Raw genomic sequence first — 14,074 nt, forward strand, 5'->3', positions numbered from 1 at the left:
AGGGCTTTTTCGAAGATTTTTTGCTACAATAATGCCATGACAAAACTAGCTATTATGAGTGATTTACATATCGATTTGAATCAGTTTGATGATTTTGAAATCCAGACACTCATTGACACATTAAACGCAGAAAAAATTTCTCATCTGCATTTGGCTGGGGATATTTCCAACCATTTTTATGACATCTCTTACCCATTTTTAGAAACAATGAGCAAACATTTTGACGTTACTTATAATCTCGGAAATCATGATATGCTTGACTTAGATGACAAGGTCATTGATGATTTAGATTTTCAGATTATTCCGTTGGGGCAAAAGACACTCTTGGCTTTTCATGGTTGGTATGATTATTCCTTTTTCCCAGAAAAATCTGAAGCTGAAACAATCAAATTTAAAAATACTTTCTGGTTTGATCGACGTTTAAATCGCAACTTTTCCGACAAAGAACTCACGCACCAAACAACACAAAAACTCGATAGAACTTTATCAACGATTGCCAATGACGTGATTGTCAGTCTGCATTTTGTACCACATTACCAATTTACCTTGCAACATGAGCGTTTTAAACCATTTAATGCTTTTTTAGGTAGTCAAGTTTTTCATGATATTTTCAAAAAACATCAGGTTAACAACGTGATTTTTGGGCATACTCATCATAGTATCGCTTCGCAGCAAATTGACAATATTACTTACCATGCTAAACCGCTTGGTTATATCCGCGAGTGGGATTTGACTATTGATTATGTCAATCAACACCCCGAACTCAACCCAAATCAGACCTGGAATCTTAGCAAACGCTACAACATTGTCAAAAAACTTGATGACTTTACTGATTACAAACGTCAAAATTTGGCACAAGAATTCCGAAAATCCATGACTATTTTTGAATTATAATAAAAAGCAAATCTCATGTGTGAGATTTGCTTTTTGCTGAATCAATCTGATTCAATTTTATATTTTTAAATTGCTTTTTCATCTTGTCCAAGTGCACGTTGAACAGCTTTAACGATTTCAGTTAAAACAACCATAAGCAAGCTTCCAATAATAACTGCGAGCCATTGTGTAACGCTTAGGTGCGAAACATGGAACAAATCATTAAATCCAGGTACTACGATTGTTACCATCAAAAGAAGAAAGGCTACTGGGATAGCCCAGTTAAAGGTTCTGTTTTTAAAAGCTCCGACAGTAAAGATAGATTGATAAACAGATTTAACATTGAAAGCATGAACCAATTGAATTAAACCAAGTGTCGCAAATGCCATTGTCAAAGCATCTTCGTGTACCATACGATTAGCAGCATGTTCTGGGAACATCAACGCCCAACCATAGACACCAAGAACAAGAACAGTTTGGAAAATTCCTTGGTAAATAATCGCTCCCATGACACCACCGTCAAAGAAATTAGACTTACGACCACGAGGTTTGTGGCTCATAACACCAGGTTCGGCAGGTTCAACACCAAGCGCAATAGCTGGTAGTGTATCGGTTACCAAGTTAATCCAAAGAAGATGAACAGGTTGAAGCACATCCCAACCAAATAATGTTGCAAAGAAAATCGTAAAGACTTCTGCCATGTTAGCTGAGAGAAGATATTGAATAGATTTTTGAATGTTTGAGAAAACTTTACGTCCTTCTTCAACTGCAACGATAATTGTAGCAAAGTTATCATCAGCAAGAACCATATCAGAAGCGCCTTTAGATACTTCTGTACCTGTAATCCCCATACCAATACCAATGTCAGCTGTCTTGAGTGAAGGCGCATCATTGACACCATCACCAGTCATGGCAACAACCTTACCTTCATTTTGCCAAGCTTTTACGATACGCACCTTGTGTTCTGGAGACACACGTGCATAAACTGAGTATTGTTTGAAAACTTTTTGGAATTCTTCATCAGAAAGTTCATTAAGTTCAGCACCAGTAAAAACGTGGTCTTGACCATCATCTTCAATGATACCAAGGCGTTTGGCAATAGCTTCCGCTGTATCTTGGTGGTCTCCAGTAATCATGATTGGACGAATACCAGCTTCTTTAGCAACAGCAACAGCTTTTGCAGCTTCTGGACGTTCAGGGTCAATCATTCCGACCAAGCCAGAGAAAATCAAATCAGACTCAACAATTTCTGACTCAAGTGTTGGAATTTCAGAAACGTATTTGTAAGCCATCATCAAGACACGAAGAGCTTTTTGCGCCAATTCCTTATTAACAGCAAGAATAGCTTTTTTTTCGTCCGCAGTAATCTCACGAACGTGACCATTTTCTTCAATACGAGTGACACGTTTAAGAAGTTGGTCTGGTGCACCTTTTACTGCAACAAAGTATTTACCATCAGCTTCTTTATGAATAGTTGACATCAATTTACGTTCAGAATCAAACGGCAATTCTGCCACACGTGGTTCTTCTTTAAGAGCTTCACGCACATCAAAACTATGATCAAGTCCGAATTGCACAAGAGCTGTTTCTGTCGGGTCACCAATCAATTTGCCATTTGGGTCAATTTTCGTATCGTTTGCAAAGTTCATGATACGAAGCGTATTGTTATCTTTTGCAATTTCACTAGCAGAGCTTTGTAATTGACCGTTGGTATAAACTTTCTCAACCGTCATTTGGTTCATTGTAAGAGTACCAGTTTTATCTGAAGCGATAATTTCAGTTGAACCAAGTGTTTCAACAGCAGGGAGTTTACGCACGATTGAATTACGTTTAGCCAGTGTTGTTGTCCCCATTGAGAGCACAATTGTAACAATGGCAGGCAAACCTTCAGGAATAGCAGCAACAGCAAGAGCAACAGATGTCATCAAGCCTTCAAGCGGAGCTTCTCCACGAACAAAGACACCCACGATAAAGGTAATAATAGCAATACCTACCACCAAGTAGGTCAACACTTTAGACAATTGGTTAAGGTTTTGTTTCAGTGGTGTGTCTGTTTCATCAGCATTTGCAAGCATATCAGCAATCTTACCAACTTCGGTGTACATTCCTGTATTGACAACAACACCTGAACCACGTCCATAAGTGACATTTGAGTTTTGGTAAGCCATGTTAACTCGGTCACCAATACCCGCATCAGCTGCAACATCTACCGATAAATCTTTATCAACAGGGACAGATTCACCAGTCAGAGCTGCTTCTTCAATTTTCAATGACGCAGCTTCCAAGAGACGCATATCTGCAGGCACCACATCACCAGCTTCAAGCATAACAATATCACCAGGAACTAATTCTCGTGAATCAATTTCGACAACATGACCATCACGACGGACACGTGCGATTTGGCTTGACATGTCTTTGAGCGCTTCAATTGCCGCTTCGGCTTGACCTTCTTGGTAAACACCAAATGCTGCATTAAGGATAACAACCGCTAAAATGATAAGCGCATCTGTCAAACCTTCAGTACCTTCGGTAATCACAGAAAGGGCTGCCGCAACCAACAAAATAATAATCATTAAATCCTTGAATTGGTCAAGAAATTTTGCAAGTAAACCTCGTTTTTGACCTTCTTCAAGTTCATTATGACCATATTCGTCCAAACGTTTTTGGGCTTCTGCTGTCGATAACCCTTCACGTGATGATTGCAACGCTTCTAACGTTTCATCTTTTCCTTGTGTGTAAAACAAGGCTTTACTTTGTTCTTTAGACAAAATAGCTTCCTCCTCTGGTCTCCTTTAAATAGAAAAAGAGACCTGTTTTTTAAAAAACAAGTCTCGCTGTTTAAGATTATGCCGGAAATCAATGATTTCGTAATGACGACATAAACGCGATTTTTCAGTCGCAAATGCGCACTGAATGTTTACCATTCGTTTTGTTCATCCTAAGCACCGCAATTGCAGATTGGACTTAAATCCAACAAAACAAGACGCCGACAGAGGAAGCAAAAACAAAGGTAAAAATCGCCTGCTACTCCCTTGAATACAGAGTAATCATATCAATTTTTACCTTTTTTGTCAACTGAATACATTCCCACTCAAACGCCGATAATATCGGATTTATAGCGTGTTTATGCCCAATTAATTTCTAACTGATAATTCGCAAAAACACTCTCACCATCAACTTGTTTGAGTTGATAATGAATTTTAAGATGTTGTTGTTCAGCATCCAACTCATAAACACTTGTTTGCGTTTGTAAATGCTGCAAGCCTACTGGCGTTGGAATGGCAACCAAAGCAGGATTTTCACGGTGAAAACGCATAATTGATTTCGGCGTTGAATAACGTGTCATGACCAACTCTTGCTCGTTGCATTTGAGCATCACCGTTTCTTCTTCCTCATTGGTATAAGTAAGGTAAATATGCCCGTTTTTTTCCGTTAATTTGACAGGATAAGATTGTTCAACCAGCTCAACCTGCCCATCCAAATCAATTTTATTCTTAATGTGAAGTTTCATGTAATATAAAAATATCTTTCCTTTCCCTAAAATTATAGCAATTTTGACGTGTTAAAGCCACTATAAGCCTAACGTTTAATGGCAGATGAGCGAAGTAAACTTGTTCCTGTGAAAAGAGCAATAAAGACAATCAAAATTTTAAAATGATTAATATCAAGTTTGCTCAAGAAAAATGCTGCTGTCAGAACACCAAAAGAACCACCGATAATAATTCCTAAAACACCAGGCCAGTTGACACGCCCAGACTTAATAAAATCTGTCGTACTCGCTGACATGATAACTGCTGCATCAAGCATCATCACAGGCAGTGCAACTGACGGATTAATACCCAACATTGAGAAAAAGATTAACTCTGGTGCATAATTTCCTAGCCCCATTGTCATCAAAATACCAACCGTAAAATTAAACATCACTCCGACAAGAATCCAAATACCATGTAAGCCATGAGCACTTTCAGAAATATTAGTACCAGGATTGGCAATCAGTCGGTAAACCATAATGAATGCTGCAACAATTAACAGAATTCCCAAAACACGTTGGACTTGGCGTGTGTTCCAATTTTTAGTTATTCGTGTTCCTACAAATGCTCCTAAAAAAGATGCCATGGCCATAGCAAATAAAGTGGTCAAGTCAACCTCAACAATGGTAATAAAGCAAAGCGCTTCAATCAAAACAGGAATAATATGCGCTGTCGATAGGGTTGCAGGGATTTTTTTATCATCTTCAACCAGTTTTGTCGCTTTAAAAAGTGCTATACTCGTTGCAAAGGTTCCAATCCCTAGCGTATCTAATAAATCTGTCACGTAACCAATCCATAGCCCCGTCCAGAATTTTTCCTTTAAATTAATGCCATGCTTTTTAGCATTTACCAGAATATTTCCCATTGTCCAAAAGATGAGAAAAATCAAAAAAAGTTGAATTATACGAAGAATAAGTTCATTTGTCATAGTCAACATTATAAATCAAATCCAAGTATTCGTAAATATCCCAAACCTTCAAAAATCAGCTTTACAAAGTTTTTTGTTATAATGAAAGTATGAATGAAAAAGTATTTCGTGACCCTGTTCACAACTATATAACTGTCAATCATCAGGTCATTTACGACCTTATCAATAGTAAAGAGTTTCAGCGCCTACGACGGGTCAAACAAGTTTCGACAACTGTTTTCACCTTTCATGGTGCAGAACACAGCCGCTTCTCACACTGTTTAGGGGTTTACGAGATTGCAAGACGTGTGACTGAAATTTTTGATGACAAATTTCCTGATATTTGGAATTCTGATGACAATCTCTTAACGATGGTGGCTGGGCTTTTACATGATGTCGGACATGGTGCTTATTCACACACTTTTGAAAAACTCTTTGATACCGACCACGAAGCCGTTACACAAGAGATTATCACCAGTCCAGATACTGAAATCAATACTATCTTGCGTCGTGTCTCGCCTGATTTTCCAGAAAAAGTCGCTAGTGTTATCAACCACACTTATCATAATAAACAAGTTGTCCAACTCATTTCTAGCCAAATTGACTGTGACCGTATGGACTACCTTTTGCGCGATTCTTACTATAGCGGCGCTAATTATGGTCAATTTGACTTGAATCGCATTCTACGTGTGATTCGCCCAACCGAAGACGGTATTGTTTTTGAATACAATGGCATGCACGCCGTTGAGGACTATATTGTCAGTCGTTTTCAAATGTATATGCAAGTGTATTTTCACCCTGCTAGCCGCGGAATGGAAGTATTGTTACAAAATCTTTTAAAGCGCGCAAAATACCTTTACCAAACTGATACCGATTTCTTTGAAAGAACATCACCAAATCTGATTCCATTTTTAGAAAATCATGCTAACTTAGCTGATTATCTTGCTTTAGATGATGGGGTGATGAATACCTATTTTCAAACTTGGATGACTGCTGAAGATGAGATTTTGGCTGATTTGGCAAGCCGTTTTGTCAATCGTAAAGTCTTTAAATCGGTGACTTTCGAAGAATCGTCACGCAAAGAACTCAGTCACCTTGTTGACCTTGTCAAATCTGTTGGCTTTGACCCTGATTATTACACAGGCATCCATGTCAATTTTGACTTGCCTTATGACATTTACCGTCCTGAAAAAGAAGAACCAAGAACCGAGATTAACATGATTCAAAAAGACGGCTCTGTTGTAGAATTATCAACAATTTCACCAATCGTCAAAACCTTAACGGGTACTATTTATGGCGATAGACGATTCTATTTTCCAAAAGAAATGCTAGTTGATAACGACCTATTTGCTGTTGATAAGAAAGCCTTTATGAGCTATATTTCAAACGAACATTTTGTTTATCATAATTAATTTTAAGAGCGTATCATGACTTATTTAGCATTGAAAACGTTCCACTTCAGATTTCCTTGTGTTCCCCATGACAAATAAGCCACTTTTTAGTAAGATAGATAGGTAGAGATTCTTTAGGAAGGGTAAAATAACCTTATGTCTATTAAATTAGTCGCTGTCGATATCGACGGCACACTTTTGACCAATGACCGCAAAGTCACACCTGAAGTTTTTGAAGCCGTTCAAGATGCTAAAAAACAAGGTGTTAAAGTCATCATTGCTACTGGACGTCCAATTCCAGGCGTTCAAACACTTCTCGATGAATTAAACCTGAAAGAATCAGGCGATTATGTCATCACTTTCAACGGTGGTTTAGTCCAAGATACCGCTACTGGTGAGAACATTATCACTGAAACCATGACTTACGATGATTATCTTGATATTGAATTCCTTAGCCGTAAGTTAGATGTTCATATGCACGCTATTACCAAAGAAGGTATCTTCACTGCAAACCGCAACATTGGTAAATACACTGTTCACGAATCAACCCTGGTTAACATGCCAATCTTTTATCGCACCCCAGAAGAAATGGGCGATAAAGAAATTATTAAAATGATGTTCATTGATGAACCTGAAATTCTTGATGCTGCAATCGCTAAAATTCCACAAGAATTTTATGACAAATACACCATTGTCAAATCAACACCATTTTACCTAGAATTCATGAACAAAAGTGCTAGCAAAGGCAATGCCATTACACACCTTGCCGAAAAAATGGGGCTTAGCAAAGACCAAACCATGGCTATTGGCGATGCTGAAAACGACCGTGCCATGCTTGAAGCCGTCGGTAACCCTGTTGTCATGGAAAATGGTACACCAGAACTCAAAGAAATCGCTAAATATATTACAAAATCAAATGAAGAAAGTGGCGTTGCATACGCCCTTAGAGAGTGGGTCTTAAAATAATGTATAGCTATAAAATCGGTATTTCTGCGGAAGAACACGATAATTTTGCAAAATCAAGTAACCAAACAAACCTTTTACAATCATCAAATTGGGCAAAAATTAAAGATAATTGGGATAACGAACGCATTGGTTTCTACAAAGACGATGCCTTAGTTGCTTCTGCTTCTATCCTTATCAAAGCTTTGCCACTTGGCTTTACCATGCTTTATATCCCTCGTGGACCAATCATGGACTACAGTGACAAAGAACTCGTTGCCTTTGTCATTAGCTCCCTTAAGAAGTATGGTAAAACAAAACGCTCCCTCTTCATCAAAATTGACCCTGCTTTACTGCTTAAACAATACAAAATCGGTGAAGAAGTTGATGAAAACAAAGACACACTTACTGCTATTGATAACTTGAAAGCAGCGGGTTGCGAATGGACTGGACGCACAACAACAATTGCTGAAAGTATCCAACCTCGTTTCCAAGCAAATGTCTATACCCAAGAAGACATGACAGCAACTTTCCCTAAACACACAAAACGTTTGATGAAAGATGCTATTCACCGTGGTGTCATCACTAGCCGTGGTACAATCGATGACGTTAAAGCTTTCGCTGATGTCGTCGCTCTTACTGAAAATCGTAAAGGCGTTGCCCTTCGTAATGAAGATTATTTCCGTAAAATGATGGAAACTTACGGTGACGATGCTTACCTACACCTTGCCAAAGTTAATTTGCCAAAACGTCTAACTGAATACAAAGAACAACTCGCTCAAATCGAAAAAGATTTGTCTGAAACTGCTGAACATCAGAAAAAACGTTTGACTAAGTTAACACAACAAAAAAATTCTGTTACAAAATACATTACTGAGTTTGAAGAATTTGTTGAAAAATACCCAGATGAACTCATCATTGCAGGTATCTTATCTGTATCATTTGGTAATGTCATGGAAATGCTTTATGCTGGTATGAATGATGAATTCAAGAAATTCTACCCACAATATTCCCTTTATCCAAAAGTATTCGAAGATGCTTACGCTGACGATATTATTTGGGCAAATATGGGTGGTGTTGAAGGAACACTTGATGACGGTTTAACTAAATTTAAATCAAACTTCAACCCAACTATTGAAGAATTCATTGGAGAATTTAACATTCCAGTCAATCCATTCCTTTACAAACTTTCAAACTTGGCTTACAATATTCGCAAACAAAGGAGAAATAGCCATTAATGACCTCTCTTGAGATTATCGAAAAAAAAGTTTTTGAGACTTTTTGCAACACCGTCTCTTACAAATCATTTATGCAATCGGTAGAGATGGCGGATTTATTAAAAAAACGTGGGTACCAAGTAACCTATCTTGGGCTAAAAGATGAAGGGACACTACAAGTTGCTGCCGTTCTCTTTAGCTTGCCAATGACAGGTGGGCTCCGCATGGAAATCAATTCTGGTCCTGTTTCACGTGATAAACACTATCTGAAACAATTCTACCAAGAACTTCAAAGCTATGCTAAAGAAAATGGAGCTCTTGAATTACTGGTCAAACCTTATGATACCTATCAGCATTTTGACACTACTGGTCAGCCAACCGACCAAGAAAACACGGCACTATTAGACGATTTTCTATCACTCGGTTATCAACACGATGGACTTTTGACTGGTTACCCAGGTGGTGAGCCTGACTGGCATTATGTCAAAGATTTGACTGACTTAGATGAAAAAACGTTACTAAAATCTTTTAGCAAAAAAGGTCGTCCATTGGTCAAAAAAGCTAAGACCTTCGGCATCACCTTACGAAAACTTAACCGTAATGAATTGCCCCTTTTCAAGGAAATCACTTCTGCCACATCAGACCGCAGAGATTACGATGATAAATCCCTTGATTATTACCAAGATTTCTATGATAGCTTTGGAGATTCTTGTGAATTCATGGTTGCAAGTTTGAATTTTCAAGATTATTTAGCACACCTTGAAACTGATAAAGCCAAACTTGACCAACGAATCGAAAAACTCCGAACTGCCATTGAAAATAACAATGTTTCTGAAAAGAAACAAAATCAGCTTCGCGAATTATCCAGTCAATCTGCAACATTTGATACACGCATGGCAGAAGCTAAGGAATTCATTGGCAAGTACGGTTCACAAAACGTTGTCCTTGCAGGAAGCCTATTTGTTTATACCAAACAGGAAGCTGTCTATCTCTTCTCAGGTTCTTACCCTGAGTTCAATAAATTCTACGCACCTGCCCTGCTTCAAGAATACGTCATGTTAGAAGCCATAAAACGTGGCATTACAACTTATAATCTTCTTGGCATCACAGGAAAATTTGACGGTTCAGACGGCGTTCTACGCTTCAAACAAAACTACAATGGCTACATTACCCGAAAAATGGGAACTTTCCGTTACTACCCTCACCCACTCAAATACAAATTAATTCATAATCTCAAAAAAATATTGAGACGTCATTAAAAATTATGCCTTGAAACCCAAACGTTTCAAGGCTTTTTAGTTGGAACTTAACTTCCAAATTTGTTGCTCTTTGCTTTACAAGCTATATTTTTTATCGTTCAAATCTATAAACCAAGAGAACACAAAAACCTACCTGTCCTAAGACAAGTAGGTTTAAATGACTTCAATGTTTCTTGATTATTTTACAAAGTCAAGAAGAGCAAGGAAGCTTTCTGGTTGAAGTGATGCACCACCAACAAGGGCACCATCAACGTCTGGGCAAGCCATGTAAGCTGCAACGTTTTCAGGTTTAACTGAACCACCGTATTGAACGCGAACTTTGTCAGCTACTGCTTGACCGAAGTCTGCTGCAACTGTGTCACGAACAACTTTACACATTTTTTGTGCGTCATCTTGGCTAGCTGATTTACCAGTACCGATAGCCCAGATTGGTTCGTATGCGATAACAAGTGAAGAAACTTGTTCTTCTGACAATCCAGCAAGAGCAGCTGAAACTTGTCCACCTACGAATTCAGCAGCTTTACCAGCTTCGTAAGTTTCAAGAGTTTCACCACAGCAGATGATTGGAAGCATACCGTTAGCAAAGATTGCTTTAGCTTTTTTGTTGATATCTTCGTCAGTTTCGTGGAAGTATTCACGACGTTCTGAGTGACCGATTACAACGTAGTCAGTTCCCATTTCAGACAATACTTTAGGGCTGTTTTCACCAGTGAAAGCACCAGCGTTTTCAAAGTAGCAGTTTTCAGCAGCAACTTTAAGGTTTGAACCTTTAGCTGCAGCAAGAACTGTTGAAAGGTCAAGTGCAGGAGCTGCGATACCAGCTTCAACAAGTTCTGATGAAGGCAATTTAGAAGCTACTGCTTCAACGAATGCTTTAGCTTCTTCTGGATTTTTGTTCATTTTCCAGTTACCAGCGATAAATGGTTTACGTGACATTTCACATACCTCTTCTTTTTTTATTTACTCCCCTATTTTATCATATTTTTAGCAGGTTTTAAAGGTTCGACGGGATTTTTAGCGACAAACCTCAAAGAAATCACAAAAAAAGAGCCCCTTACGGGACTCTTCCACAATTACTATCTGACTAATAATTGTTATCTGGGAACTTAATTAATTAACTAAAATTAAGCTTCGATTTCTGAAACGATACCTGAACCAACAGTACGTCCACCTTCACGGATTGAGAATGTAGTACCTTGTTCAACGGCGATTGGGTGAATCAATTCAACGTCGATAGTTACGTTATCACCAGGCATTACCATTTCAGTACCTGCTGGAAGTTCGATTGAACCTGTAACGTCAGTTGTACGGAAGTAGAATTGTGGACGGTAGTTGTTGAAGAATGGAGTGTGACGTCCACCTTCTTCTTTAGTAAGGATGTAAACTTCACCTTTGAATTTAGTGTGTGGGTGAATTGAACCTGGTTTAGCAAGAACTTGACCACGTTCGATTTCATCACGTTGGATACCACGAAGAAGAACACCAACGTTATCCCCTGCAAGACCTTCATCAAGTTGTTTACGGAACATTTCAACACCAGTAACAACAGCTTTTTGGATGTCGTCACGGATACCAACGATTTCAACTTCGTCGTTGACTTTAACAGTACCACGGTCGATACGTCCTGATGCTACTGTACCACGTCCAGTGATTGAGAATACGTCTTCGACTGGAAGAAGCAATGGTTTGTCAGTATCACGTTCTGGTTCTGGAATGTATTCATCTACAGTGTCCATCAATTCCATGATGATATCTTCGTAGTGAGTGTCACCTTCAAGAGCTTTAAGAGCTGAACCTTGGATAACTGGAAGATCATCACCTGGGAAATCGTATTCTGAAAGAAGGTCACGGATTTCCATTTCAACCAATTCAAGCAATTCTTCGTCATCAACAAGGTCAACTTTGTTCATGAAGACGATAAGGTATTTAACACCAACTTGACGTGAAAGAAGGATGTGTTCACGAGTTTGTGGCATTGGACCATCTGTTGAAGCTACTACAAGGATAGCACCATCCATTTGGGCAGCACCAGTGATCATGTTTTTAACGTAGTCCGCGTGTCCTGGAGCGTCGATGTGAGCATAGTGACGTTTAGCAGTTTCGTATTCAACGTGTGCAGTGTTGATTGTGATACCGCGTTCGCGTTCTTCAGGAGCAGCATCGATAGAAGCGTAGTCTTTTGGTTGGTTAACTGCGCTTGGAAGACGACGAGCAAGAACTGTTGTAATTGCAGCTGTCAAAGTAGTTTTACCATGGTCAACGTGTCCAATTGTACCAATGTTAACGTGTGGTTTACTACGATCGTATTTTTCTTTTGCCATTTGGGTAAAAGCCTCCAATAAAATATATTTTATAGATAGACAGTAGGCAATACAGTCTAACTTTACCTTACTATTTTAACAAATTATGCGGGAATTGCAAGTATTTTACTATTTTATTTATGATTTCTTTATTTCGTAAGTGTGTGATATGGCTGAATTGTGACGCTCTGTCCGATATTCGAAGCGTAAACCCAATCCTTATCTTCAAGCTGGGCAAAATTTTCAGCACGCCCAGTCAGGATAACCCCAGAAAAGGTTGCTGTTTTATAATTTGAATTATTTTTCAAGTAAGTTTTGGCATCATCTTCTAATGACAATGTTTCATCTTCGATGCTATATTGAGAACCAATGCCACCTGACTCAATCGCCTTTTTCAAATTTGACTTGAAGTTCTTAAAATCAGCCTCATAATCATTAATTGAAGACGGAGCGAAACCTAATTGGGCATCTAGAGCTAAATTCGCTGTATCCACAGTACTCGATGTGCCAATCCAGTACCAATTGACCAAAAGGTTATCAGGGACCATGTCTGTAATTTCTTGATAGGTGTAAGGTTTATCAAATGTAATTGCTACTTCCACAGCCTGTCCAGTCATTTCTGCAACCTTACTAATATCTTGTGTGACTTCCATACTTACTGTCTTAGCGGAAGCATTAACATTATAGAAGATTGGTACTTTATAGAGATTGCCATGTGTATAGTTGGAGCTATTGCTATCTCCTTCTTCCAAGTCTTCATTTTGACTAGCTGACATAGGACGAATTATTGAATAATTTCCTTGATACTCTTCAAAAGGGACACTAATACCGTCAATATTTTTATAACGGTGTGAATAAAAGGTCCCTGTAAATTCCGAATTTGCTTCAAAGCCCCAAGTGGTGTAGTCGATATTGGGATAGGCAATCTCTGACCTCAACAGATAGTTTTCTTTGACCATCTCTGCATGACGTGCTGTCAATGAACGTAATCCTAAAAAGATAATCAAAGCACTAATCAACATCGCACCGACACTAATCCCAACTGTTTTCAAGCGATTTTTTCGCTTATTTTTCGTAGCAATTTTTTCAAAATCATTTGAAATCGTCATAATAATACCCTTCTTTCTCTAATATTTTTTGCAAATCGCGACGCCCTCGCATCAAATCAATCTTGGCTTTACTTGCTGAAATACCAAGAACTTGACAAATCTCCTTTATAGAAAGATTCTGGAAGTAATACAAATCAATCACCAAGCGATATTTTTCCTTTAACAAAGCCACGGCTTGATAAAGTGGTTCATAATCTGGGGTGTCAAAAGCAATGACATTTTCATCCTTAAAGAATTCACGTTGCAAGATTTCCCAATACTTTTTATCACGCCGATAGCGGTCAATGTAGAGCCTAACTGCTACACGATACATCCATGCCCGCATTTTCTCGAAAGGAAGGACAATCTCGCTTTCTAGCATTTTAACGAGAACATCTTGGCTAATATCACGCGCATTTTCAGCACTAGCCCCCGATTTTTGCAAATAATAACTAATCTCCTCAGCGAATCCTAACAATTCCACCTCATAACCATCCAGCTTAATCCTACTCACCTCCCTTTTCACTTTTATAACGAATCACATTTCTTTTGGTTACAAAAAAACTC

Annotated in this window: 12 protein-coding genes; 5 read left to right on the top strand and 7 right to left on the bottom strand. The window is 38.5% G+C overall.

The window, feature by feature from the left end; translation table 11 throughout:
- The first annotated feature begins 36 nt into the window (after nucleotides 1-36).
- Complete coding sequence (locus BTR42_RS08795) at nucleotides 37-894, top strand: metallophosphoesterase (RefSeq protein WP_009854594.1); 858 nt, start codon at nucleotides 37-39, stop codon at nucleotides 892-894.
- A 65-nt stretch (nucleotides 895-959) separates the two neighbouring features.
- On the opposite strand, the gene BTR42_RS08800 is transcribed toward BTR42_RS08795, so the two are convergent.
- The 3 genes from BTR42_RS08800 to BTR42_RS08810 form a co-directional block, all read right to left on the bottom strand.
- Complete coding sequence (locus tag BTR42_RS08800; protein WP_009854595.1) at nucleotides 960-3,641, bottom strand: cation-translocating P-type ATPase; 2,682 nt, start codon at nucleotides 3,639-3,641, stop codon at nucleotides 960-962.
- Between the two features lie 356 nt (nucleotides 3,642-3,997).
- Nucleotides 3,998-4,384, bottom strand: coding sequence for a YwiB family protein (locus BTR42_RS08805; protein WP_061458254.1), 387 nt, complete (start codon nucleotides 4,382-4,384; stop codon nucleotides 3,998-4,000).
- 68 nt (nucleotides 4,385-4,452) lie between these two features.
- A complete protein-coding gene (locus BTR42_RS08810) occupies nucleotides 4,453-5,331 on the bottom strand; it encodes a sulfite exporter TauE/SafE family protein (RefSeq protein WP_077498013.1) in 879 nt (292 codons plus the stop codon).
- Nucleotides 5,332-5,420: 89 nt separating this feature from the next.
- Between BTR42_RS08810 and BTR42_RS08815 the strand changes: the two genes are divergently transcribed.
- The 4 genes from BTR42_RS08815 (at nucleotide 5,421) to BTR42_RS08830 (ending at nucleotide 10,119) form a co-directional block, all read left to right on the top strand.
- Nucleotides 5,421-6,722, top strand: coding sequence for an HD domain-containing protein (locus BTR42_RS08815; protein WP_012962215.1), 1,302 nt, complete (start codon nucleotides 5,421-5,423; stop codon nucleotides 6,720-6,722).
- A 135-nt stretch (nucleotides 6,723-6,857) separates the two neighbouring features.
- Entirely contained in the window at nucleotides 6,858-7,667 is an 810-nt protein-coding gene (yidA, locus tag BTR42_RS08820) for a sugar-phosphatase (RefSeq protein ID WP_009854599.1), read from the top strand.
- Nucleotides 7,667-8,881 carry an aminoacyltransferase gene (locus BTR42_RS08825; protein ID WP_009854600.1) on the top strand — a complete coding sequence of 405 codons (1,215 nt, stop codon included), beginning with the start codon at nucleotides 7,667-7,669 and terminating at the stop codon, nucleotides 8,879-8,881. Before yidA ends, BTR42_RS08825 begins: the two co-directional genes overlap by 1 nt.
- Nucleotides 8,881-10,119, top strand: a complete 1,239-nt coding sequence (locus BTR42_RS08830; RefSeq protein WP_077497372.1) for an aminoacyltransferase — start codon at nucleotides 8,881-8,883, stop codon at nucleotides 10,117-10,119. The genes BTR42_RS08825 and BTR42_RS08830 overlap by 1 nt, the downstream gene beginning before the upstream one ends.
- A 177-nt stretch (nucleotides 10,120-10,296) precedes the next feature.
- Here BTR42_RS08830 and tpiA read toward each other — a convergent pair whose 3' ends face one another.
- The 4 genes from tpiA to BTR42_RS08850 form a co-directional block, all read right to left on the bottom strand.
- Complete coding sequence (gene tpiA / locus BTR42_RS08835; RefSeq protein WP_009854602.1) at nucleotides 10,297-11,055, bottom strand: triose-phosphate isomerase; 759 nt, start codon at nucleotides 11,053-11,055, stop codon at nucleotides 10,297-10,299.
- Between the two features lie 188 nt (nucleotides 11,056-11,243).
- Nucleotides 11,244-12,440 (bottom strand): elongation factor Tu, encoded by a 1,197-nt coding sequence (gene tuf / locus BTR42_RS08840; protein WP_009854603.1) that lies wholly within the window; start codon nucleotides 12,438-12,440, stop codon nucleotides 11,244-11,246.
- A gap of 128 nt (nucleotides 12,441-12,568) precedes the next feature.
- Nucleotides 12,569-13,528: an anti sigma factor C-terminal domain-containing protein gene (locus BTR42_RS08845; RefSeq protein ID WP_077497374.1), complete on the bottom strand. Its 960-nt coding sequence runs from the start codon at nucleotides 13,526-13,528 to the stop codon at nucleotides 12,569-12,571.
- Complete coding sequence (locus tag BTR42_RS08850) at nucleotides 13,512-14,021, bottom strand: RNA polymerase sigma factor (RefSeq protein WP_174564807.1); 510 nt, start codon at nucleotides 14,019-14,021, stop codon at nucleotides 13,512-13,514. The genes BTR42_RS08845 and BTR42_RS08850 overlap by 17 nt, the downstream gene beginning before the upstream one ends.
- Nucleotides 14,022-14,074: the final 53 nt, after the last annotated feature.

The sequence above is a fragment of the Streptococcus gallolyticus subsp. gallolyticus DSM 16831 genome, assembly GCF_002000985.1.
GTDB classification, from domain to species: domain Bacteria; phylum Bacillota; class Bacilli; order Lactobacillales; family Streptococcaceae; genus Streptococcus; species Streptococcus gallolyticus.